Here is a 23,536-nt window from a genome sequence, read left to right on the forward strand (position 1 = left end):
CTGGATCCTTTATCAGATGTGTACCCTGGCCGACGTTGCCCGGCGGCGGCTGGCGCCTGACCGGGCAGACAGAAACGCGGCGCCACGTGCAAAAAATATTCAGCATGGGGCGTCATTGCCTCCCGCCATGTGGCGAATAAACTCACGTTTACCGCCGTGCGCCAGACGCGCCTCTTAGCTCAAATCAACGTTTTTACTGCCGAACAGCCAGGTCAGAGCGAAGCCGCACAGATAAGAGACCGCCAGCCCTGCGGCATACACCGCCATTCCGGCGTAGATCCCGCTGTTGGAGGTCATCAGCGGCAGTGCCACCAGCCCGGAAGGGCCAAATACCGTATTCAGGCCGACCGGTAGCCCCAGCCAGGCGATAAGCCCGAGAAAGAAACCGCCGCAGGCGCCGCCGAGGCAGGCGGTGATAAACGGCTTCATGCGCGGCAGCGTGACGCCATAAATCAGCGGTTCGCCGATGCCGAGGAAGCCGGGGATAATCGCCCCTTTAATCTGCGTACGCAGCAGAGAGCCGTGCTTCGCCCGCCAGAACAGCGCCAACGCCGCGCCGACCTGTCCGGCCCCGGCCATCGCCAGAATCGGAAACAGCGAGTTAAACCCCTGCGCATCCACCAGCGCAAAATAGACCGGCACGAAGCCCTGATGGACGCCGAACATCACCGCCAGCAGGAACAGGCCGGCCAGCACCGCAGAGCCGAACGGGTTACCGTTAAGGTGCAGGAATAGCCATGACATTCCGGTAAACAGCCAGCCGCCGATAGGCATTATGACGGTAAAGGTGATCGCGCCCATGATCAGCAGCGTCACCGCCGAGGTGAGGATCATATCGAGGTTGGCAGGCATGATGCGGCGTACCTGTCGTTCCACCCATGCGCCGATAATCGCGGCGATAAGCACGCCGATAATATTGCCGCGCGGGTCGATACCGTGGCCGAAGAAGGTCGAAATTCCGGAATAGAAGCCGCTGGTAGCCTCCGGGTTATAGCCGAGGACAAACAGCGCAGCGATGATGGCCCCGTTGACCCCGGAGCCGCCGAAGGCTTTCTGGGCGTTATAGCCGATCAGGATGCTCAGGAAGGTAAACATCCCCTTGCTGAACACTTTCATGTAGCCGATCAGCGCCACCATCGTCGCGTTCGGATGCGCGTTTTCGAGGACAAATATCTGCTCCGCCAGGGTGGCGAACCCTAACAGCAGGCCGACGGCGATAAAACCGGGGATCAGCGGGGTGAAGATGGTGGCGAATTTAGCGAGGAATTTTTGGATGCCGCTGGTTTGCTTGTTCTTCAGCGCCTGCTTCTTCTCGGCGGCGACATCGGCCAGCGATGGCGCATCCGGCGGGGCATCTTCCAGTAACGCATTCATCATTTCAGCCGCGGTTTGCGCCTTGCCGGGGCCGAGCACGACCTGGAACTGCTCATCGCTGACGATAACCCCCATTACGCCCTCAATCTGACGGATGGCGGCGCTATCGGCCCGTGATTCATCGCGCAAAGTCAGGCGTAGCCGGGTCATACAGTTGCCCGCCTGCGCGACGTTACCGGCGCCGCCAACGTGTCGAAGGATCCGCGCTATCATCTCTTTATTTATTTTTGCCATTGCAGATTACCTGTTGGTCAGCGGTCAGGAGTGGCTCAGCGCCTTGCGAATGTAGCCGTTATTTTTTGCCAGCAGCGCCTGGGCCTCGGCGGCGCTTAAATCAGCCAGCACCATCACAATCGCCGTTTTGCAGTGGCGACCGCAGGCCTCCAGCGCGCTCTGGGCGGTTGCGCGATCGCATTCGGTCGCTTCCATGACGATGGACACCTGGCGCTCGATAAGCTTGGCGTTGGTCGCTTCAACATCCACCATCAGGTTACTGTAGACCTTACCGATGCGGATCATCGCCCCGGTGGAGATCATATTCAGCACCAGCTTCTGCGCTGTGCCTGCCTTCAGCCGCGTTGAGCCGGTAACGACTTCCGGGCCGACCACCGGCGTAATGGCGACGTCCGCCAGCTGGGCCATTTCCCCGTGCGGGTTGCAGCTGACGATGGCGACGAAAGCGTTCTGGCTGTGGGCATACTCCATGGCGCCGATGACGAACGGCGTGCGTCCGCTGGCCGCGAGCCCCACCAGCACATCGCGGCTGCTAAAATTAATATTCTGCAGATCCATTGCCCCTTGCGCTTTGTTATCTTCAACGTTCTCTACGGCGCTCAGAATCGCTTTATGGCCGCCCGCGATGATGCCCACTACCTGTTCGGGGCGAGTGCCAAAGGTCGGCGGACACTCGCTGGCGTCAAGGATCCCCAGACGACCAGAGGTCCCCGCGCCGATATAAATCAGTCGACCGCCCGCCTGCAGTGCCGCCGCGACCTTATCCACCACCTGGGCAATTTGCGCCAGATAAGGGGTGATGGCGTGAGCCACCTGCTGGTCTTCCTGGTTAATCACCGTCAGCATCTCTTCGGTGGAAAGGGTGTCAATGTTGGCGCTATTGGCGTTGCGGCGCTCGGTCAGCAGTTTACTCAGGTCGATACTCATAAGAACCTCTTCATTCACAGTGGCGGGCAGTATAAGGAATTAATTATTCCTTTCATGTGAAGGCTATCACGATTGGTGTTGAATGGATAATAGGAGATTTCAGCATTGGCGGGAAATATGGTGGTAATAAAATTGGAATATTTTATTACCACCGGAGGAGATTATGCGACAGAACGCGGTTTTTTCAGGCCAATCAGCAGCGCGGCCAGATAGCAAAGGGTCATCGCCAGGCTCATTTTGAGCATCGTTTCGCCGCCGAGTCCGGCCAGCGGCGCGGCAATCCCGCCGAACACAAACATCAGCGTGCCCATCAGGGCGGAAGCGGTGCCGGACTGGCTGGCGTTAATAGCATTCATCGCTTCCGAGCCGGCAATGGTACTGATGCCGCTCATCATGGAAACGGTAAAAAACAGGCCGACCAGCGCCAGCGTCGGCTGCGGTAGCCAGGCGAAGAGCAGGGTGATGGCGGCAAACGCCACCGCCAGCAATTGACCGCCGCGCAGCAGAGATTCGGCGCTGAAGCGGCGCGCCAGGCGGGAAAAGATCAGCGCCGCGATAATCAGCCCGATACCGTTAAGGCCGAACAGCAGGCTGAACTGCATCGCGCTCATGGCATATTCGCTCTGGATAACGAACGAAGACGAGCCGATATAGGAGAACAGCCCGGCCATCATAAACGCCTGAATCAGGCAGTAGCGCATAAAGCGGCGATTTTTCAGCACCGGAGTTTCATCCTGCCGCTGCGCAACCGATGCGGCGCTTTTTCCCGGCAGCGTTTCGTGCAGCACCGTCAGGCTGAGCAGCAGTAACACTACGCCGATCGCCGCCATCGCCCAGAACAGGATACGCCAGTCGAAGGCGGTAATGATCCAACCGCCAAGTACCGGTGAAAGCACCGGCGCGATGCCGTTTACGGTCATCAGCAGGGCGAAAAACTGGGTCAGCAGGGTGCCCTGATAGCGGTCTCGGGCGATGGATCGCGATAGCACCGAGCCGCCCGCGCCGGCGAAGCCCTGCAGAAATCGCCAGGCGATCAGCAGGTGAATGTCGTAGGTTATCGCGCACATCGCCGAGGAGAAGATAAACAGCAGCAGAGAGAGCGCCAGCGGCTTTTTACGACCAATGCGGTCGCTCAGCGGACCGAAAAACAGCTGCCCAAGGCCGAGGCCGATCAGCGCCGCGGTCAGCGAGAGCTGGGTCTGCGTGCCGGTAGCGCTAAGCTGCTGGGTAATTTCCGGCAGCGCGGGAAGATAGAAATCGGTACACAGCGGCCCAATGGCGCTGAGCAAACCGAGAACCACGACCCAGGAAAGGGAAATTCGGGACATACAAGCGAGCTCCTTGTCATCAAACCGGGCGCTGTCGCCCGGTAAAGGCGTTAGCTGGCGCCGCCTCCCAGCGACTGCCAGAGGGTGATGCGGTTTTCCAGGTCCGTTTGCTGGAGGGATATCAGGGTGGCCTGCGCCGACCACAGCGTTCGCTGGGCGGTCAGCACCGACAGATAATCTCCGACCCCGGCCTGATAGCTCTTCAGCGCGATATTCAGCGATTTCTGTTCCGCCGCGACGTATTTATTCTGCGCGTCCAGCTGTTCGCTGAGGGTTTCCCGCCGCGCCAGCGCGTCGGCGACATCTTTGAAAGCGCTCTGAATCGTTTTCTCATAGGTGGCGATCAGCCCCTTTTTCTCCGCTTCAGCGTAGCGTAGCTGCGCCAGGTTGCTACCGCCGGTAAACAGCGGCAGGCTGATGGACGGCGCGAATGACCATACCTGCATACCGTGGCTGAACAGCGACGAGAGCGAGTCGCTGCCGACCCCGGCGCTGGCGGTCAGCGAGATGGACGGGAAGAAATTGGCCCGCGCAGCGCCGATATCGGCGTTAGCGCTCTTCAGATTATGCTCCGCTTCCTGGATATCCGGGCGGCGCAGCAGTACCGATGAAGAGACGCCCGCCGGCACCAGGGTGATGCTGCGATCGCCAAGGCTTTCCAGCGTGCCGGGCAGCAAGCTATCCGGCACGGTTTCTCCGGCTAGCAGGTTGAGCGCATTTTTGTCCTGCGCCACCAGCGTGCGGTAGCTGGCGACGCTGGCGCGCGCCTGCTGGTACACGCTTTCGGCATCGCTCAGGTCGCCTGCCGAGGCGGTGCCGACTTCCATCTGGCGGGTGACGATGCGGCGCGAGTTCTCCGCGCTGGCCATGGTGTCCTGCGCCAGCGCCAGATTGCTGTTGTCCGCGGCGAGAGTTATCCATGCGGTGGTCAGATCGGCGATCATCGTCAGACGTGTATTCTGGGCGGTGAATTCGCTGGCAAGCCAGGTTTCCCGCGCGGCGCGCGTCAGGCTTTGATTCTTGCCAAACAGATCCAGTTCGAAGCTGGAGACCGCGCCGTCGGCTTCCGCTGCCGACGACAGGCCGCTGGCTACCGTTTTACTGCGGGTATGGCTCAGCTCGGCGTCGAGGGTCGGAAACAGCGAGGCGCGGGTTTCGCCAAACTGGGCGCGCGCGGCTTCGATATCGGCCAGCGCTTTCTGCACGTCGCGGTTGCTGGTCAACGCGATGTTCACCACTTTTTTGAGGCGGGCGTCATTCACCACCTGCTGCCAGTCGCTGACTACCGCAGTTGCCTCGCCGTGGCTGCCCGGCAGGGTCGCCGGGACCGGCGCGGCTGGACGTTCATAGTGCGGGTCGAGAGAGACGCAGCCCGCCGTCAGGAGCGCAACAAAAATTAAGGTAAAACGAAACATAACTTACTCCTGGGAAGAACGATGGCGGGTGAAGAAACGTTTCACCAGCACAAAGAACAGCGGCACGAAGAACACCGCCAGCAGCGTTGCGGTCAGGGTGCCGCCGATAATCCCGGTACCGATCGCCACGCGGCTGTTGGCCCCGGCTCCGGTGGCGATCGCCAGCGGCAGTACCCCGGCGATAAACGCCAGCGAGGTCATCACAATAGGGCGTAAACGGGTCTGCGCGGCGCGCATGGCGGCGCGCGAGAGGGAATAGCCCTCTTCCACCGCCGATTCGGCGAATTCAACGATCAGGATGGCGTTCTTTGACGACAGGCCTATGGTGGTTAATAGCGCCACCTGGAAGTAAACGTCATTGCTCAGACCGCGCATCCACGCCGCCAGCGCCGCGCCGAGCAGCCCAAGCGGGATCACCATGATCACCGAGAACGGCACCGACCAGCTCTCATACAGCGCCGCGAGGCACAGGAAGACCACCAGAATCGAGATAGCGTAGAGGCTCATCGCCTGGCCGCTGGCGAGTTTTTCCTGCAGCGACATGCCGCTCCACGCCCAGGTGGTGCCGGCGGGCAGGTTATTGGCTAAGGCCTCCATCTTGTCCATTGCCGCGCCGGAGCTGAAGCCGCTGGCGTTTTCGCCCTGGATTTCGAAGGCGGCGGAACCGTTGTAGCGCACCAGGCTTTCCGGGCCGTATTGCCAGCGGGTGGTGGCGAAGGCGGAGAACGGCGTCATGCTGTCGTCACTGCCGCGCACGAACCATTTACCGAGGTCAGACGGCACGGCGCGGGCGTCACTTTCGCCCTGGATATAGACCTTCTTCACGCGACCGCGATCGATAAAATCGTTAACGTAGGTTCCTCCCCAGGCGCTGGAGAGGGTATCGGTAACATCGCTTAGCGACAGCCCGAGCGACACGGCTTTGTTGTTATCGATATCCACCTGCAGCTGCGGCATTTGCGGCAGATCGTTGGCGCGAACTGACTGCAGCTCGGTACTTTGATTCGCCGCCGCCAGCAGCTGGCTGCGCATTTTCATCAGGCTATCGCGATCGGTACCGCCGCTGGCCATCAGTTCGAAGGTGAAACCGTTACTCTGCCCCAGGCCATCTACCGACGGCGGAGTCATGGCGAACAGGGTGGCGTCGCGAATGCTGCTGAGCTCTTTGGTGGCGCGCAGGGCGATGGCCTGAGCGGTATTTTCTTCGCCTTTACGTTCGGACCAGTTTTTCAGCGACACGAAGGCCATCCCGGCGTTTTGTCCGCTGCCGCTAAAGCTAAAGCCGTCGACGGTAAAGATCACGTCGGTATTGGCTTTCTCTTTCGTCAGGAACCAGTCGGTGACCTGGCGGCGAACCTCGGCGGTACGTACCGCCGTCGCCCCGGCGGGCAGCGTGTACTGGACCATGATTTCACCTTGATCTTCCGTCGGCAGGAAGCTGCCGGGTAGTTTCCACATTGCCAGCGCCATGCCGCCGCAAATCAGGACAAAAGCGCCCATCATCATTGCCGAGCGGCGCAGGCCGCCGACAACACGATGCTGATAGCCCTGCTCGGTGCGTCCCCACAGGCGGTTAAAGGCGCCGAAGAAGCCTTTGGTATGCGGTTTAGAATGGCTCAGCAGCGCGCCGCACAGCGCCGGGGTTAAGGTTAAGGCGACCACCACGGAGAGCATCATCGCCGAGATAATGGTCACCGAGAACTGGCGATAAATCACCCCGGTTGAGCCGCCGAAGAAGGCCATCGGCAGGAACACTGCCGAGAGCACCAGAGCAATGGCGATCAGCGCGCCGGAGATTTCGCCCATCGATTTTTCGGTGGCTTCCCGGGCGGGCAGCCCTTCGTCGCGCATGATACGCTCGACGTTTTCCACCACCACGATGGCGTCATCCACCAGCAAGCCTATTGCCAGCACCATCGCAAACAGCGTCAGGGTGTTAATGGAGTAGCCGAACAGCGCCAGCACGCCGAAGGTGCCCAGCAGCACGACCGGCACCGCCACCGCCGGGATCAGCGTGGCGCGGAAGTTTTGCAGGAACAGATACATCACGCAGACCACGAGGATAATCGCTTCGAACAGCGTCTGAATCACATCCTCAACCGAGATTTTGATGAATTCGGTGCTGTCTTTAGGGTAGGCGATATCGTAGCCCTGCGGCATCTGGCGCTGGAACTCGGCAATCTTGTTTTTCACCAGCGTCGCGGTATTCAGGGCGTTAGCGCCCGGCGCCATCATCACCGCGATCCCCGCAGCCGGGTGGCCGTTGAGATTGGCGGAGGCGGTGTAATCTTCGCTGCCCATCTCCACGCGGGCGACGTCGCTCAGGCGCACCACCGACCCGTCGCTCTTGCTCTTGACGATAATCTCTTTGAACTGGGCGACGGTTTGCAGTCGCGACTGGGCACGGACGGTGGCGGTCAGCTGCTGCGCGTTGGCGGCGGGCAGGGCGCCGATTTTACCGGCGGACACCTGCACGTTCTGCGCCTCTATCGCCGATTGCACATCGGATGGCATCAGCGAATAGGAGGCCAGTTTGGTCGGGTCCATCCAGATGCGCATGGCGTACTCCGCGCCGAACACCTGCAGGCTGCCGACGCCTTCAATACGCGCCATCGGGTCCTGCATATTGCTGACCAGCCAGTCGGAGATATCGGAGCTGGTGGCTTTGTTGTTTTTGTCATACACCGCGAGGATCAGCAGGAAGCTGCTCTGCGATTTCTCCACCGTCACGCCGGACTGCTGAACTTCGCTCGGCAGGCGCGACTCCGCCTGCTGCACTTTGTTCTGCACCTGAACCTGGGCGGTATCCGGATCGGTACCCTGCTCAAAGGTGACGGTAATGCTGACCGAGCCGTCGGAACTGCTGGTGGACGTAAAGTAGAGCAGGTTGTCCAGTCCGGTGAGCTGCTGCTCGATAACCTGGGTGACGCTGTTTTCCAGGGTTTCCGCAGAAGCCCCGGTGTAGGTAGCGGAGATTTTTATCGCCGGCGGGGCGACGTCAGGATACTGGGCGACCGGCAGGGTGCGGATAGCCAGAATCCCGGCGAGCATAATCAGAATGGCGATAACCCAGGCGAAGACCGGGCGGCGCACGAAGAAACGGGAAAACATCAGGCATTGCCTCCGTCATTTTTGACTTCGGCGGCTTTTACCTGCTGGCCGGGCGCGACTTTGCTGGTCCCTTCGACAATCAGCCGGTCGCCGCTCTTCAGGCCGTTGACGATAAGCCATTTGTCGCCGTAGGTTTCGCCGGTTTCCACGCTGCGCTGTTCAACCTTGTTATTAGCGTCAACCACCAGCGCGGTGGCATCGCCTTTGGCATCGCGGGTGATGCCCTGCTGCGGGGCGAGAATCGCACCGTTCATGATGCCTTCGTCTATGCGGGCGCGAACGAACATCCCCGGCAGCAGCACGTGCTGCGGATTGGGAAAGACCGCGCGCAGCGTGACCGAACCGGTCGATTCATCTACCGCCACTTCGGTCAGTGCCAGGCGACCTTTTTCGCTATAGGTGCTGCCATCTTCAAGAGTCAGGGTGACGTTAAGGGTATCGCTGTTGCTTGCCAGGCTTTGCTTACGCAGGCGCAGCAGATCGACGCTGGATCGGGTGAGATCGACGTACATCGTATCCAGTCCGCGGATCGTCGCCAGCGCGGTATCCTGATCGGCGGACACCAGCGCGCCCGGGGTGACGGAAGAGATGCCGATGCGCCCGGCAATCGGTGCGGTCACGGTGGTCCAGTTCAGGTTGATGCGCGCGCTTTCCAGCGCCGCTTTTTTCGACTCGACGCTGGCCTTATCCTGATTACAGGTCGCTATCGCGTCATCGGCGTCCTGACGGGAGACGCCGTTATCTTTGACCAGCACCGCGTAGCGCTGGGCTTTTTGGCAGTCGGCGATGACCAGCGCCTGGGCCTGTTTCAGCGAGGCGGCGGCTTCGTTAAACGTCGCGCGATAGCTTGACGGATCGATTTGGTATAGCGCCTGCCCGGCTTTGACCATGTCACCCTCGGTAAACAGGCGTTTTTGCACGATACCGCCCACCTGCGGGCGCACTTCGGCGCTAAGCGAGGCGGTGGTGCGTCCGGTCAGGCTGCTCACCACCGGGACAGGCTGGCTTTGCAGGGTCACGACGCCGACTTCCTGCGTCATCGGCTGCGGGGAAGCGTTTTGCGCATTATCGCACCCGCTAAGGAGAAATAATGCTGCTGCGATGGGGGCTAAAGTATATTTCATTATATTTTCTCAGGATGAACGACGTCCGCCCCGCAAATTTACTGGCGGGGTGATGGGCCGGGCGATGATGCATCTCCGGGCAAGCACAAATAACCAAATGGGAAGTAAATATTCCTGTTTGCAGTAAATGACCCTGCGAATACCGATATTAATTAAACGGTTTTTCCGACAGTTTCCCGTGCGGCGAATACGGTATCAGACGGCGGTTACAGGCTCTGAACCGAGGAGTGACGCCAGCTACAGGGCATTTTCATGGGATTCTCCATGGTTTGTGTTTTTGAGAATGATCGTTCTCATTTTTCCCATTATACGTCTGAACCGAATGATGGGAAGATTTTTTACACAAAATTTAGTGCAGGGAATTTAGTCAGGAAATAATGGAGAAAAAAAGGATATTTTGTGAAAGTAGGATGGTGAGTGGTCTATGAAAAATAAAAGATGGAGATAATCAATGACATTAATAATAACAGAGAAGATTAATCCCGCCGATCAGGAAGAGCTGCTGACGGGGCTGCGGGAATTCAATCTGCGCTTTCTGGACCCGGCCCAGTTCGGCGAGCTGGGCGTTTATTCACGCGATGCTGCTGGCGAGATGCGCGGGGGATTGATTGCCAAACGCAAGGGCAGCTGGCTGTGTATTGAATATCTGTGGGTCAGCGAAACGTCGCGCGGCAGCGGCCTTGGCAGCGAGCTGATGTATGAAGCGGAAAACCAGGCGCGGGAGCGCGGCTGCAGCCATATGCTGGTGGATACGTTCAGCTTCCAGGCGCTGCCGTTTTATCAGAAGCTGGGCTATCAGCTGCAGATGTCGCTGCCGGACTTCCCGCACGCGGGTATGCAGCGCCATTATTTATCGAAAGTATTGTAAAGCAGGCCCAGGAGATCCTCCCGGAGGCGGCGCTATGCGCCTGTCCGGGCAATCTGAACGCAGGCGGCTGTGAAGCGGGTTGTATCTCCCGGATGGCGGCTGTGAACCGGATTGTATTCCCCGGATTGCAGACGGCTGTGAACCTGTAGCCCGGCTAAGCGCAGCGCGAGCCGGGGGGGGGAATCAGCCGCCGATCCCGCGGCTTATCAGCGCCAGGGCGTGGCTGACAATCATTTGCCTGTCCACCGATTGCAACCGCGGATCGGTGTGGGTGCGGGAAAAAGGTACCAGCACCAGGCTTATCAGGGTGGTAAACAGCAGCTCCGGGGAGAGCGCCGGATTAAGCTTGCCCTCCCGCTGCCAGCGGCGCACCGTCTCCAGCATCTTGTGGTACTTCTCATCGCCAAAACGCGCGTGCATATGCTGGCGCAGCACCGGCATCTCGCCGATGATCTCCTGCATCCACAGCGGCGCGAACCACGCGTTTTTCTCCGCCATCATCGCCAGGGATTCGATCAGCAGCGTAAAAGCGGTGACCGGATCGTCGCCGTGCGCGACAAAAATTTGTCCGATCTCGCTGCGTAGCGGCATAAAGCGCTCTTCGACCAGCTTTTCCACCAGCGCTTCGCGCGAGCTGAAGTAGTAGTGCAGCATCGCGGGCGTTACCCCCGCCTCTTTGGCAATGGCGTTCAGCGAAATGCGGGCGATCCCGTGGCGGGCAAACAGCGCCAGGGCAATATCCATCAGCTGTTCGCGGTTGGCGGGGCCGGATTTCTGCCCGCGAGGGCGACCGGGCCGACGCGGGGCTTCATTGTCTTTTTGTGCTGACATCGTGTGGCGATCCCTTGACCAGATTCATCATTTCCCTAAATATTAATTATGCATTTAATTAATTTCAAGCGAGTCATGCTATGACAACTGAAATCGCCAGCCAACCGGCGGTCCCCTCAATCCGCCTGCTCTTCAGCGCCCTGCTGCTGGTGATGCTGCTCTCGGCGCTGGATCAGACTATTGTCTCCACCGCGCTGCCGACCATCGTCGGCGAGCTCGGCGGACTGGATAAGCTCTCCTGGGTGGTCACCGCCTACATCCTGAGTTCGACCATCGCGGTGCCGCTGTACGGCAAATTCGGCGATCTCTTCGGGCGCAAAATCGTCTTGCAGGTAGCGATTGTGCTGTTTCTTGCCGGTTCCGCCCTCTGCGGGCTGGCGCAAAATATGACTCAACTGGTGCTGATGCGCGCTCTGCAGGGGCTCGGCGGCGGCGGCCTGATGGTGATCAGCATGGCGGCGGTGGCTGACGTTATCCCGCCGGCGCATCGCGGCCGCTATCAGGGCCTGTTCGGCGGCGTCTTTGGCCTGGCGACGGTAATTGGGCCGTTAATCGGCGGCTTCCTGGTGCAGCACGCCTCCTGGCGCTGGATTTTTTACATCAACCTGCCGCTTGGGCTGTTTGCGCTGCTGGTGATCGGCGCGGTCTTTCACAGCAGCAACAAACGCAGCCAGCATCAGATCGACTGGCTGGGGGCGATTTACCTCAGCATGGCGCTGCTGTGCATCATCCTGTTTACCTCCGAGGGCGGCAGCGTCCGCGCGTGGAGCGACCCGCAGCTGTGGTGCATCCTGGCGTTCGGCCTGGTCGGGATTATCGGCTTTATTCATGAAGAGCGGCTGGCCAGCGAGCCGATTATTCCGCTCTCCTTGTTCCGCAACCGCAGCTTTTTGCTATGCAGCCTGATTGGCTTTGTTATCGGCATGGCGCTGTTCGGCTCGGTGACCTTTCTGCCGCTCTATTTACAGGTGGTTAAAGAAGCGACGCCGACCGAGGCGGGCCTGCAGCTGATTCCGCTGATGGGCGGCCTGCTGCTGACGTCAATCATCAGCGGGCGCATTATCAGCCGTACCGGTAAGTATCGGGTGTTTCCGATTATCGGCACCCTGCTGGGGGTGGTCGGCATGGTGCTGCTGACGCGCATTACCATCCACTCCGCGATGTGGCAGCTCTATCTGTTTACCGGGGTACTAGGAGCGGGTTTGGGACTGGTGATGCAGGTGCTGGTGCTGGCAGTGCAGAACGCGATGCCCGCGCAGATGTACGGGGTGGCGACCTCCGGGGTCACGCTGTTTCGATCGATTGGCGGCTCCATCGGCGTGGCGCTGTTCGGGGCGGTATTTACCCACGTGCTGCAAAGCAATCTTCAGCGCCTGCTACCTGAGGGGGCACAGTTGCCGAGGGCGCTGAACCCGGCGGCGGTACAGAATCTCCCGGCGGAGATCCGCCTCGATTATCTGGACGCCTTCGGATCCGCTATCCATGCGGCGTTTCTGATGGCGGCCTGCATTATGGCGGTGGCGTTTGCCCTCTCCTGGCTACTGAAAGAAGCGCCGCTGAAAACCAGCGTGCGCTAGACGGCGGCGGCGATACGCAACAGCGCCTGACGCAGAGCCGGCGCGGCGAAATCGATGAATTTACGCAGCTTAAGCGGAGCCAGATCCCGGGAGGTGTACAGCAGGTGCACCGGCGCAGGTTCCGGTTCCATCGCCTGCAGGAAAAGCGTCAGTTCGCCGCAGGCCAGACCGTCAATCGCCTGGTAGTGCAGCAGGCGCGCCACGCCTGCCCCCAGACGGGCGGCGTCGGCGGCGCTCTCCGGCGTGGTCAGCGACAGCACCGGCTGCAGCGCCACCAGCCGGTCCTCCGCCTCTGCGGCGTTAAAGCGCCAGCCGCGATAAGGCATTGGCGATTCAATACGAATGATCGGTAGCGCGGCCAGTTCGCGCGGGCGTTCAGGTATGCCGTGTTTTTCCAGCAAAGCCGGGTGCGCACAGGTGACGATGCGCATCTCGCCCAGCCGGGTGGCCACCAGCCCGCTGTCCGGCAGGGTGCCGATCCGTACCGCTAAATCAATATGATCGCCCACCAGATCGGCGTTGCGGTCGCTAAGCAGTAAACGGACGCGAATCTGCGGGTAACGGGCGAGAAAATCCGTCACCACCGGTAAAACATGCTGACGGCCAAACATGGTCGGCGCCGAGAGAACCAGCTCGCCTTTTGGCTCCTGATATTCGCCCGCCGCCTGGCGCTCGGCGTTCTCCACCTCTTCGAGAATGCGCCGCGCGGCGGCGACATAATCGACGCCGGCATCGGTCAGCGTCAGCTTGCGGGTGGTGCGGATCATCAGGCGCACGCCGAGGGTATTTTCCAGTTCGCCAACCTGGCGGCTAACGGTGGTCAGCGGCATATTCAACGCCCGCGCCGCCGCCGACATGCTGCCGAGCTCGGTAATTTTCACCAGCAGCGCCATCGCGCTGAGTCGGTCCATAATTATCCCGTTTTACGGAAAGATGATTGTCATATTCCCACTATTATCTTTTCTGCCAGCACAGTCCATGATGAGTTACGCCGCAACGCATCGGGAGGAACTATGCCAGCAGAATTTCTTGATATCGCCATGACGCCGGACGTGATGGCTGTCCAGCATGAAATGGGCAGCGATGAGCTGTGGCAGTCGCCGCATCGCCAGCGCCGGGGTGAGCGCTTCGGCGCCAGCGAGGAGGCGATGATTGCCACCCGCGACAGCTTCTATCTGGCCACTCTTTCGCAAACCGGCTGGCCCTATATTCAGCATCGCGGCGGTCCGGTGGGTTTTCTGCATCTGCTGGATGAAACCACCCTGGCGATGGCGGATTTTTCCGGTAATCGCCAGTACATCACCACCGGCAACCTGCGCGGCAGCGATCGGGCCTGTCTGTTTTTGATGGATTACCCGCGCCGTGCGAGGCTGAAAATCTACGCCACCGTAGAGGTGACGGCGGCGGATGCCGACCCGCAGCTGCTGGCGCGGGTCGCGCCGGAGAACTATCGGGCCCGGATTGAGCGTATTTACCGTTTTCATTTGCAGGCTTTTGACTGGAACTGCCCCCAGCATATTACTCCCCGCTACACCGCTCAGCAGGTGGCGGAGTATAGCCAGACGCTGCAACAGCGTATTGACGAACTGGAGCGGGAAAATCAGCGCCTGCAGCAGCTTATATACCCCAAATAATTCGAGTTGCTTAAAGGCGGCAAGGGAGTGACAAATTCGTCGGGAACGAATTTGACCAGCCGAAGGCTGGCCTCCGGTGAGAGGCAGGAGCCTTTTATTAATCCCCAGGAGCATAGATAACTATGTGACTGGGGGGAACGACAAATCTGCCGGGAGCAGATTTGAACGTCGCTTGCGACGGCCCGTGAGGGCGAGGCCCATGGATGGGCCGAGTAATCCATAGCCAACACATAAGCAACTTGAAGTATGAAGGGTATTCATACAGGAGATTCATGATGACCGAACAACGTCCGCCTCTGCCGCCGTTCACCCGCGAGAGCGCCGCGCAAAAAGTCCGTGCCGCAGAAGATGGCTGGAACAGCCGCGATGCCGCTAAGGTCGCCCTGGCCTATACCGTCGATAGCGAATGGCGTAACCGCAGCGAATTTGTTCACGGCAGAACGCAGATTATCGACTTCCTGCAGCGCAAATGGCGTAGAGAGCAGGAGTACCGGCTGATTAAGGAGCTGTGGGCATGGAGCGATAACCGTATTGCGGTACGCTTTGCCTATGAGTGGCAAGATGACAGCGGCAACTGGTTTCGCTCTTACGGCAACGAGAACTGGGAGTTTGATCGGCACGGACTGATGCATACGCGCTACGCCTGCATTAACGATCTGCCCATCACCGAGAGCGAGCGTCTGTTTCACTGGCCCCAGGGCCGCCGCCCGGACGATTACCCGGGATTGAGTGAGCTGGGGCTGTAAGGCGCGTCCCCGTTCTGCGCAGCGAGCCGCCCCCCGGGAGAAAGGGGGAAGATGATTTTATTTCCGGTTGCGGTTTTTGCGTTTAAAACCTCGCCATAAAGTCGTTATAGTTTCAGACGAAAAATAATAACGATTTTCTATGGACTGATGGGGTTATAACAATGAAATTGCGTTTACGGACAGCCGCCGCCGTGGTGCTGGCGGGCCTGCTGCTGGCGGGCTGCGACCAGAAGGGCAGCGATGCGAAGCACATTAAAGTCGGCGTCATTAACGGCGCGGAACAGGATGTGGCGGAAGTGGCGAAGAAAGTGGCCAAAGAGAAATATGGTCTCGACGTGGAGCTGGTGGGCTTTAGCGGCTCGCTGCTGCCGAATGAGTCCACCAACGCTGGCGATCTGGACGCCAACGTCTTTCAGCACCGCCCGTTCCTCGAACAGGATAATAAAGCCCACAACTATCGTCTGGTGGCGGTGGGCAACACCTTCGTCTTCCCGATGGCGGGCTACTCGCGCAAAATAAAATCCGTCGCCGAGCTGAAAGACGGCGCGACCATCGCTATTCCGAACGACCCGACCAACCTGGGCCGCGCGCTGCTTCTGCTGCAGCAGGAAAAGCTGATTACCCTTAAAGCGGGCACTGGCCTGCTGCCGACGGCGGTCGATATCACCGATAACCCGCATAACCTGAAAATTATGGAGCTGGAAGGGGCGCAGCTGCCGCGCGTCATCGACGACCCGAAAGTTGACGTGGCGATCATCAGCACCACCTACCTGCAGCAGACCGGCCTTTCACCGGTGCGCGACGGTATCTTTATTGAAGATAAAAACTCGCCCTATGTGAACATCATCGTGACCCGTGAAGACAACAAAGACGCGGAAAACGTCAAAGCGTTTATCCACTCCTACCAGTCGCCGGAAGTGGCGAAGGCGGCGGAGACCATCTTCAACGGCGGCGCGGTGCCCGGCTGGTAATGACTGACACAAGGAGACGTGGCGATGACCCGGCAACGCCAGGCTGATTTGCTGCTCATAGCCGCGACGGTTATCGCCGCCTGCGGATGGATTTTTTCCCGGGAAGCGATTGCCGGCATGCCGGTTTTCGCTTTCCTCGGCCTGCGTTTTTTCTTCGCCGCGCTGCTGCTGCTACCTTTCTGCCGCGGCCTGCGCGTCGAGAGGCAGCAGTGGCCGCGCATGATTATCAGCGGCCTGTGGTTTGCGCTAAACCTGTGCCTGTGGATCTATTCGGTATCGACGACCCCGTCGCTGGGCGAAGGGGCGTTTATCATGAGCCTGTCGATGCTGTTCGTGCCGCTTACCGCATGGGTGATGATGAAGGCGCGGCCGGCGCGGGCCTACTGGGAGTGCCTGCCGATTGCCATTGTCGGCCTCGGATTGCTCAGCCTGCATATGCCGATTGCGTTTCACCCCAGCCAGGGCTGGTTTCTGCTGACCGCGCTGGTGCAGTCGATCTGGTTTTGCTACACCAGCAAAAGCGCCCGCGAGGTGCCGCTGATCCCGCTGACTACCGTGCAGCTAGGCATCACCGGGATTGTCGGGCTGGGGATCTCCGCCGCCGTTGAAAGCTGGACTCAGCCGTTTACCCTGCCGACCTTCGGCTGGCTGCTCGCCAGCATCGTTATCGCCACCAGCCTGCGCTTCGGCCTGCAAATGAAGGGGCAGAAGTACGCGGCGGTCGCCAGCGCGGCGATTATAATGGTGCTGGAACCGCTGCTGACGGTGATTGCCGCCGCGCTGTGGTACGGCGAACAGCTGCCGTTGCAGAAGATTATCGGCGGTGTGCTGATCCTCGTCGCCCAGCTGTGGTTTCGCTGGCGGATGCTGAAACCGTTACGCTAAACCGGTGCGCCGTTGCGCCATCAGATGCAGCAGCGGCACCAGCGATAGCCCGTCCGGCATCTCGCCGCGGGCGATCAGCTGGCCAATCTCTTCGAGGGTAAACCAGCCCGTTTCCATCACCTCATCCTGATCTTCATCCATCCCCACCCAGGTTAAATCACTGGCAAGCCAGGTGATAAACAGCTGGTCGCTGCTGCCATAGGATGGGTTATAGCGGATGATTTCGTCGGCGCGCTGCGCCTGCCAGCCGGTCTCTTCCCGCAGCTCGCGCAGGGCCGCCTCGCGCGGGTCTTCCTCTTCATCAACGCCGCCTGAAGGAACGGCCCACACCACCCGATCGATCAGGTAACGGTAGTGGCGAATCAGCAGCACTTTGTCATCCTGCATCGCCACAATCCCCACCGCCGGGCGAGGATAGTGAATGGAGTAAAAATCCCGCCGATCGCCGGGCGCCATATCAATTCCGACCTTGCGCATGCTGAACCATGGGGTGTCTGCCAGAACTTCAACATCGTGCATATCGGCGGAAGTGAGTTTCTTTTTCATCGTAGCTACTGTTCCTCAACGTTGAGCGTTCAGCACATCATAGCCGGGAGCCAATGGCAACCGTCGCAGATTGGCCCGATTTCATCGTTCATTGCCCAAACGCCCATATTGCGCCAGGCTTGTGGGACGTACGATGTTCGCCAGATAACCGCGAAGAGGAATGAACATCATGAAAATCACCCATGTGCGTAATGCTACCCAGCTTATTGAATATGCGGGTAAAAAGTTTCTGATTGACCCGATGCTTTCAGCCAGGGGCGCCTGGGCGGGTTTCGCCGGTACCGCGCGCAGCGAGTTGCGTAACCCACTAGTGGAATTACCTTTTTCCATTGAAGCGATCGTTGACGTGGATGCCGTTATCGTCACCCACACCCATGATGATCACTGGGACGAGGCGGCGATCGCCGCGATCCCCAAAACCCTGCCGGTTTACGTCCAGCATGACGCCGACGCTCAGCTGCTGGGCGGCCAGGGCTTTCGCGATATTCGTCTGCTCTCTGAGGGCAGCGCGTTTGCTGACGTTGCGCTGGTGAAAACCACCTCGGGCCAGCACGGCAGCGATCGCACCTATGCGGTGCCGGCAATGGCCGAGCGCCTGGGCGAAGCCTGCGGCGTGGTGCTGCGCCATCCGCAGGAGAAAACCCTGTGGCTGGTGGGGGACACCATCTGGCGCGATGAAGTGGAAGCCGACATGCTCAGGCTGCGCCCTGACGTAGTGGTGTTGAATGCCGGGTATGCGCACGTCATCGGTTTTGGGCCGATCATCATGGGCAAAGAGGATGTGCTGAAGGCGCACTTCACCCTACCGGAAGCCAAAATTGTCGCCAGCCATCTGGAGGCGGTGAACCACTGTCTGCTCAGCCGCGATGAGCTACGCCAGTACGTGGCTGACAATCAGATTGCCGAGGCGGTCAGCATCCCGCAGGATGGGGAAAGTATGGTCTTTTAAAAGCGGAGCGGGCGATGAAACTCACGGAAGTGGCGATTGTAGCGGTGGACGGGTTTAGCCCGTTCCACTACTCGGTGCCCTGTATGCTGTTTGGCGATACGGTCTCGGAAACCAAACGCTTTAACCTGCATATTTGCGCCGAACGGCCCGGGCTGCTGAGCGCCCGCGACGGCTTCGCGCTGAACGCCAGCGGCGATTTTTCTCTTCTGGAGCAGGCGGATATCGTGGTGGTGCCTTACTGGGGGGCGGTAAATCAGCGTCCTCCGCAGTCGCTGCTGGACGGTCTGGTTCGCGCGCGCAATAACGGCGCGCAGATCGTCGGCCTGTGCCTCGGGGCGTTTGTACTCGGCTACGCCGGGCTGCTGGACAACAGGCGCGCGGCGACCCACTGGGAGTTCGAACAGGATTTTCAGCGCCTGTTTCCGCAGGTGCGGCTGGATATCAACGCGCTGTACGTTGACGATGAAGGGGTAATCACCTCGGCGGGTACCGCGGCGGCGCTCGACTGCTGCCTGTATCTCATTCGCCAGCGTTTTGGCAGCCTTGTCGCCAATCAGATCGCCCGGCGAATGATCGTCCCACCGCACCGTGAGGGCGGCCAGGCGCAGTTTATCGCCCAGCCGGTACCGAAAAACACCCGCGACGCGCGGATTAACGGCCTGCTTGAGTATCTCCAGCAGCACATCCGCGAACCGCATAATCTTGACTCCCTGGCGCAGGTTGCAGCGATGAGCCGCCGGACCCTGACCCGCCATTTCGCCAAAGCGACCGGGATGGGTATCGCCGACTGGCTGGCCGCCGAGCGCCTGCGGCGCAGCCAGATCCTGCTGGAGGCGGGGGATTTACCGGTCGGACAGGTGGCGGAGGAAGTGGGCTATCGCTCCGCCGTAACCTGGCGCCAGCAGTTTAAAGCGCGCTTTGGCGTCAGCCCGGCGGAGTGGCGGCGCACCTTTCGCCGCGGGGCTTAATCGCCGAGCGTGGCGCTGTCGACGACGAAGCGGTATTTCACGTCGCCTTTAATCATCCGCTCCCAGGCCTCGTTAATCTGGTCGCCGCGAATCAGCTCTATATCGGCGACGATGCCGTGCTCGGCGCAGAAATCGAGCATCTCCTGGGTTTCCGGAATGCCGCCGATCATCGACCCGGCAATTGACCGGCGGCGGAAGATTAGATTAAACACTTCCGGCGAGGGATGCGGCGTGGCGGGGGCGCCCACCAGCGTCATGGTGCCGTCGCGCTTGAGCAGGGTGGTGAAGGCATCGAGGTTATGCGGCGCCGCCACGGTGTTGAGAATAAAGTCGAAGCTTTTCAGGTGGGCGGCCATTTCGTTTTCGTTGCGAGAGACCACCACTTCGTCCGCGCCCAGCTCGCGCGCCGCGTCACGCTTGGATTCCGAGGTGGTGAAGGCCACCACGTGGGCGCCCATGGCGTGGGCCAACTTGATGCCCATATGCCCCAGTCCGCCGATGCCAACGATGCCGACTTTCTTACCCGGCCCGACGTTCCAGTGGCGCAGCGGCGAGTACGTCGTGATGCCCGCGCACAGCAGCGGCGCGACGGCGGCCAACTGCTCTTTGGGATGGCGGACGCGCAGCACGTAGCGCTGATGAACGACGATCTGCTGGGAGTAACCGCCTAAAGTGTGGCCGGGCGCGTCCTGCGTCGGGCCGTTATAGGTGAGCACCATATGGTCGCAATAGTTTTCCAGCCCATCCCGGCACTCCTCGCACTCTTTACAGCTGTCGACCATACAGCCGACGCCCACCAGATCGCCCACGGCGTGACCGGAGACCCGACTGCCCACGGCGGTCACCCGGCCGACGATTTCATGGCCCGGTACGCAGGGATAGAGCGTTCCGGCCCATTCGGCGCGGGCCTGATGTACATCCGAGTGGCAGACGCCGCAATAATCAATGGCGATCTGCACATCGTCCGGCCCCGGTTCGCGGCGGGTGATGGCCATTGACCCCAGCGGCTGGCTGGCCGAGTTCGTTCCAATAGCGTTGATCTGCATAGCAAAACCTCTTCTACATAACGGCGTTGAATAAAACGGAGGGGGGAGAGCGTTTTTTTGAGCGGCAGGATCAAGCCTGGCCTGGTTGAGGCGGGTTGGGAGGGGGAGAGCTCAAAGGGTCAAAGATGGGCTCACCCCCGTAAACGGAGTACAGAAAATATCAGGGCGCGACGGGCGTCAGGTAATCCAGCCGCAGCGGTTCGGCAAGCAGGTCATTCATCTGCGCGATAAAATTCTGGAAGTGCGGCAGGGCGACATGCGCTTCCAGCGCTTCCTGACTACGCCAGGATTCGCGCATATAGAACGTATCCGGCGCATCGCGCAGCTGAAACAGGGCGTAATCGAGGTTGCCTGGCTCCTGACGCGTCGGCAGCAGCAGCGCCTGCAGGGCTTGCCGCAGCGCATCTTTCTGCCCCGGCTTTGCCTTCAGCACCGCGATAATCGAGATCGCTTCGTGGCTCATCTTAAAAGCCCTCCAGCACGATTTTGCCCACCGAACGCCCGGTTTCCAGCTGCGCGTGCGCTTTTTGCAGGTTGGCGGCGGTGATGGCGCCGTAGTGCTCGCCGAGGGTGGTCTTAATGGTGTTGTCGTCTATCAACGCCGCCACGCGGGTCAGCAGCTGATGCTGGGCGATCATATCCGGCGTTGCGAACATCGAGCGGGTAAACATAAATTCCCAGTGCAGGGAGATGCTTTTCGCCTTCAGCGGCACCACATCGAGGGTTTCCGGGTCGTCAATAAGCGCCAGTTTGCCCTGCGGTGCGAGAGCGGCGATCAGCTGCGGATAGTGCTGGTCGGTATTGGTCAGGCTGGCGACATGGGTCACTGCTTTAACGCCAATCCGCGCCAGCTCGTCGGCGAGCGGTTTGCTGTGATCGATAACATGATGTGCCCCCGCTTCTCGTACCCATTTCTGGCTTTCCGGACGCGAGGCGGTGCCAATGACCGTCATGCCGGTCAGCTTGCTGGCGAGCTGGGTCAGTATTGAACCGACGCCGCCCGCCGCGCCGACGATCAGCAGCGTGTCGCCCGCGTTGCCGCCTTCCTCTACGCCAAGGCGGTGGAACAGCAGCTCCCAGGCGGTTATGGCGGTGAGCGGTAGCGCGGCGGCGGAGGCGTTGTCCAGCGAACGGGGCTTGCGGGCGACGATGCGCTCATCCACTAACTGAAATTCGCTGTTGCTGCCCGGACGGCCCAGCGCGCCGGCGTACCATACTTCATCTCCCGCGGCGAACAGCGTCACCGCGCTGCCGACGGCTTTCACCACGCCGACCGCGTCCCAGCCCAGCACGCGCGGGGTATCGGCGTTAAACCCGGCGCGGACTTTGGTATCCACCGGGTTGACGGAAATGGCCTTCACTTCAACCAGCAGGTCATGCCCCTCGGCAACCGGCTGCGGCAGCTCAATGTCGGTTAAAAAAGGAATATTGCTGCCTTCGGTCGCTGCGCGAGTAATGGCGATCGCTTTCATACACTCTCCGGTTTTGAATAAGGTTCATCGTTTGACTGTACTGAGGATAGACCGCGGCAGGCGGGGGAAAAATGGCCCGACGGCGATAACAGTTATATTGAAAAAGTGAAAATCAGCGGACGCGATAAAAATCGAGCATCACGCCGTGCTGCGTGCGGCCACCGGAACAGATAAACAGCGAGGTGGTTATCCAGCACAGTGTTCTTTGCCATATTCTGATGAAATGACATTTTTACAAGGATGCGGGAAATCAAAGATGAATACGCTGTTTCTGATTGGCCCTGGCGGGGTGGGGAAAAGCACGGTTGGAGCGCTGCTGGCGCAGGCGATGAGCTACCGGCTTATCGATCTCGATAGCGAATTTTGCGAGCAGATTTTAAATATTCGCCAATATATTCAGCGCGATGGATACGAGCGCTATGTGCGTGAGAACGCCGCGCTATGCTCTCGCCTGCTGGCGGAGAATCCGCATGAAAAACGAGTGGTGGTGCTCTCCTCGGGATTTCTTGCCACCGATGTCTGCCCGGAGATCGTTGCCAGCAACCGACTGCTTGTGCGGCAGGTCGGGTATTCCATACTGCTACTGCCGTCAGAGGATATTGATATCGCAACGCGCATCGTGGTCGCGCGCCAGCTGATGCGCGGCTTTGGTCTGGTCAGAGAAAAAGAAGAGATGAAGTTCCGCCAGCGCTTTAGGGAGTATTGTACGTTAGACGATTGCCGGGTGGTTTCGTCTGAGGAGCCGGAGAGGGTGGCGGAGCGGGTGCGGGAGAAGGTGGCTGCGGAACAGCGGAAACAAAAAAGCCTGGAGGCGATGCGTGAGCTGAGTGAACTATCACAGAAGCTGGGGCTGTATAACTAAACGCCATGCAGCGCAGCCCTGTGGGAATTACACAGGCCCAAAGATAATCCCGGATCGCGTAGGCCGGGCAAGGCGCCGTCCGGCAGAAAGGCGCGGAAAACACATAAAAAATGAAATATATCAGTCACTTAATTTATAGCGCAATTTAGACGTTACTTAATGCTCTGCCTACACTTTGGGAGGATTGATGAAGTTGCAGTAATACGGCCTGATGTCAGGGATGCAAAATCTGCATAGAAAACAAAATCAACTCGTTGAAGGAATAGCTGGATACCGTGGCAGCGGAAGAAGGGGGGAATTTTACGAGCTGGTTTAAAGAACTGGCGAGAAGCGCGCTAAAAGCGAAAGGTATTGAACCGAAAGGCTGATTTTCTGGATAAGTTCACATGGATAAAAATGATTGAACTGGCGGAAGATCACAGGAGTTGAACCTGCCCGGGACCGCTGGCGGCCCCAACTGGATTTGAAGTCCAGCCACCTCACCGGAGATGACGATCTTCCGCGCCTCGATTGCTACATGGAGGCGGGGCGCATTATAGCTACTTTCCTGCATTAACCACATACCCAAACGCACTTTTTTACTGTTAAAACTGGACTTTACAGAACCTTCTTAAACAATTCCTTGCAAAATCCGTGGCTTACACTTTTAAACACTCTTTCAGGCTACC

Annotated in this window: 21 protein-coding genes, 1 tRNA gene and 1 pseudogene; 9 read left to right on the forward strand and 14 right to left on the reverse strand. The window is 59.6% G+C overall.

Annotation, left to right across the window (positions count from 1 at the left end):
- Positions 1–174: 174 nt before the first annotated feature.
- The 6 genes from murP to EGY08_RS15395 all read right to left on the reverse strand — a co-directional run bounded on the left by murP (position 175) and on the right by EGY08_RS15395 (position 9,513).
- A complete protein-coding gene (gene murP, locus EGY08_RS15370) occupies positions 175–1,608 on the reverse strand; it encodes a PTS N-acetylmuramic acid transporter subunit IIBC (RefSeq protein ID WP_112166081.1) in 1,434 nt (477 codons plus the stop codon).
- 24 nt (positions 1,609–1,632) lie between these two features.
- Entirely contained in the window at positions 1,633–2,535 is a 903-nt protein-coding gene (gene murQ / locus EGY08_RS15375) for an N-acetylmuramic acid 6-phosphate etherase (RefSeq protein WP_004126810.1), read from the reverse strand.
- Positions 2,536–2,696: 161 nt separating this feature from the next.
- Positions 2,697–3,863: a multidrug effflux MFS transporter gene (locus EGY08_RS15380; protein WP_004126800.1), complete on the reverse strand. Its 1,167-nt coding sequence runs from the start codon at positions 3,861–3,863 to the stop codon at positions 2,697–2,699.
- 50 nt (positions 3,864–3,913) lie between these two features.
- Positions 3,914–5,278 carry an efflux transporter outer membrane subunit gene (locus EGY08_RS15385; protein ID WP_004126797.1) on the reverse strand — a complete coding sequence of 455 codons (1,365 nt, stop codon included), beginning with the start codon at positions 5,276–5,278 and terminating at the stop codon, positions 3,914–3,916.
- Positions 5,279–5,281: 3 nt separating this feature from the next.
- Positions 5,282–8,389: a multidrug efflux RND transporter permease subunit EefB gene (gene eefB, locus EGY08_RS15390; RefSeq protein ID WP_123828635.1), complete on the reverse strand. Its 3,108-nt coding sequence runs from the start codon at positions 8,387–8,389 to the stop codon at positions 5,282–5,284.
- A complete protein-coding gene (locus EGY08_RS15395) occupies positions 8,389–9,513 on the reverse strand; it encodes an efflux RND transporter periplasmic adaptor subunit (protein WP_004126787.1) in 1,125 nt (374 codons plus the stop codon). Before EGY08_RS15395 ends, eefB begins: the two co-directional genes overlap by 1 nt.
- Before the next feature lie 451 nt (positions 9,514–9,964).
- On the opposite strand from EGY08_RS15395, the gene EGY08_RS15400 reads away from it, so the two are divergent.
- On the forward strand, positions 9,965–10,381 hold the full coding sequence (locus EGY08_RS15400) for a GNAT family N-acetyltransferase (RefSeq protein ID WP_123828636.1): 417 nt from the start codon (positions 9,965–9,967) through the stop codon (positions 10,379–10,381).
- Between the two features lie 183 nt (positions 10,382–10,564).
- Here the strand turns inward: EGY08_RS15400 and EGY08_RS15405 are convergent, their stop codons facing one another.
- The gene (locus EGY08_RS15405; protein ID WP_123828637.1) at positions 10,565–11,212 is read right to left on the reverse strand and encodes a TetR/AcrR family transcriptional regulator; all 648 of its coding nucleotides are present in this window, start codon (positions 11,210–11,212) and stop codon (positions 10,565–10,567) included.
- 80 nt (positions 11,213–11,292) lie between these two features.
- On the opposite strand from EGY08_RS15405, the gene EGY08_RS15410 reads away from it, so the two are divergent.
- Complete coding sequence (locus EGY08_RS15410; RefSeq protein WP_004126784.1) at positions 11,293–12,789, forward strand: MDR family MFS transporter; 1,497 nt, start codon at positions 11,293–11,295, stop codon at positions 12,787–12,789.
- Here the strand turns inward: EGY08_RS15410 and EGY08_RS15415 are convergent.
- On the reverse strand, positions 12,786–13,700 hold the full coding sequence (locus EGY08_RS15415; RefSeq protein ID WP_123828638.1) for a LysR family transcriptional regulator: 915 nt from the start codon (positions 13,698–13,700) through the stop codon (positions 12,786–12,788). The two genes, EGY08_RS15410 and EGY08_RS15415, sit on opposite strands and share 4 nt — an antisense overlap.
- Before the next feature lie 102 nt (positions 13,701–13,802).
- Between EGY08_RS15415 and EGY08_RS15420 the strand changes: the two genes are divergently transcribed.
- The 4 genes from EGY08_RS15420 (at position 13,803) to EGY08_RS15435 (ending at position 17,025) form a co-directional block, all read left to right on the forward strand.
- Positions 13,803–14,423, forward strand: a complete 621-nt coding sequence (locus EGY08_RS15420) for a pyridoxamine 5'-phosphate oxidase family protein (protein ID WP_087828382.1) — start codon at positions 13,803–13,805, stop codon at positions 14,421–14,423.
- A gap of 275 nt (positions 14,424–14,698) precedes the next feature.
- Complete coding sequence (locus tag EGY08_RS15425; protein WP_049113163.1) at positions 14,699–15,169, forward strand: DUF1348 family protein; 471 nt, start codon at positions 14,699–14,701, stop codon at positions 15,167–15,169.
- Positions 15,170–15,330: 161 nt separating this feature from the next.
- Positions 15,331–16,140 (forward strand): lipoprotein NlpA, encoded by an 810-nt coding sequence (gene nlpA, locus EGY08_RS15430; RefSeq protein WP_032741986.1) that lies wholly within the window; start codon positions 15,331–15,333, stop codon positions 16,138–16,140.
- Positions 16,141–16,164: 24 nt separating this feature from the next.
- Positions 16,165–17,025 carry a DMT family transporter gene (locus EGY08_RS15435; protein WP_004126758.1) on the forward strand — a complete coding sequence of 287 codons (861 nt, stop codon included), beginning with the start codon at positions 16,165–16,167 and terminating at the stop codon, positions 17,023–17,025.
- On the opposite strand, the gene EGY08_RS15440 is transcribed toward EGY08_RS15435, so the two are convergent.
- On the reverse strand, positions 17,017–17,571 hold the full coding sequence (locus tag EGY08_RS15440; protein WP_112166073.1) for an NUDIX hydrolase: 555 nt from the start codon (positions 17,569–17,571) through the stop codon (positions 17,017–17,019). The genes EGY08_RS15435 and EGY08_RS15440 overlap by 9 nt on opposite strands.
- A 169-nt stretch (positions 17,572–17,740) precedes the next feature.
- On the opposite strand from EGY08_RS15440, the gene EGY08_RS15445 reads away from it, so the two are divergent.
- Both EGY08_RS15445 and EGY08_RS15450 read left to right on the forward strand, forming a co-directional pair.
- On the forward strand, positions 17,741–18,520 hold the full coding sequence (locus EGY08_RS15445) for an MBL fold metallo-hydrolase (protein WP_049113161.1): 780 nt from the start codon (positions 17,741–17,743) through the stop codon (positions 18,518–18,520).
- 14 nt (positions 18,521–18,534) lie between these two features.
- A complete protein-coding gene (locus EGY08_RS15450) occupies positions 18,535–19,488 on the forward strand; it encodes a GlxA family transcriptional regulator (protein ID WP_004126752.1) in 954 nt (317 codons plus the stop codon).
- Here the strand turns inward: EGY08_RS15450 and EGY08_RS15455 are convergent.
- The 4 genes and pseudogenes from EGY08_RS15455 to EGY08_RS15470 all read right to left on the reverse strand — a co-directional run.
- Complete coding sequence (locus EGY08_RS15455) at positions 19,485–20,534, reverse strand: NAD(P)-dependent alcohol dehydrogenase (protein WP_004126751.1); 1,050 nt, start codon at positions 20,532–20,534, stop codon at positions 19,485–19,487. The genes EGY08_RS15450 and EGY08_RS15455 overlap by 4 nt on opposite strands.
- 160 nt (positions 20,535–20,694) lie before the next feature.
- On the reverse strand, positions 20,695–20,997 hold the full coding sequence (locus EGY08_RS15460) for a putative quinol monooxygenase (protein ID WP_004126750.1): 303 nt from the start codon (positions 20,995–20,997) through the stop codon (positions 20,695–20,697).
- A gap of 1 nt (position 20,998) precedes the next feature.
- Positions 20,999–22,006: a zinc-binding alcohol dehydrogenase family protein gene (locus tag EGY08_RS15465; RefSeq protein WP_004126749.1), complete on the reverse strand. Its 1,008-nt coding sequence runs from the start codon at positions 22,004–22,006 to the stop codon at positions 20,999–21,001.
- A 112-nt stretch (positions 22,007–22,118) separates the two neighbouring features.
- A pseudogene (locus EGY08_RS15470) lies at positions 22,119–22,205 on the reverse strand (DUF3237 domain-containing protein); the annotation flags it as partial.
- 57 nt (positions 22,206–22,262) lie between these two features.
- Between EGY08_RS15470 and EGY08_RS15475 the strand changes: the two are divergent.
- Positions 22,263–22,868: a shikimate kinase gene (locus tag EGY08_RS15475; RefSeq protein ID WP_123828639.1), complete on the forward strand. Its 606-nt coding sequence runs from the start codon at positions 22,263–22,265 to the stop codon at positions 22,866–22,868.
- A gap of 406 nt (positions 22,869–23,274) precedes the next feature.
- On the opposite strand, the gene EGY08_RS15480 is transcribed toward EGY08_RS15475, so the two are convergent.
- Positions 23,275–23,369 (reverse strand) — tRNA-Sec (locus EGY08_RS15480).
- Positions 23,370–23,536: the final 167 nt, after the last annotated feature.

This window comes from Klebsiella sp. FDAARGOS_511, assembly GCF_003812845.1.
Classification (GTDB): Bacteria; Pseudomonadota; Gammaproteobacteria; order Enterobacterales; family Enterobacteriaceae; genus Klebsiella; species Klebsiella grimontii.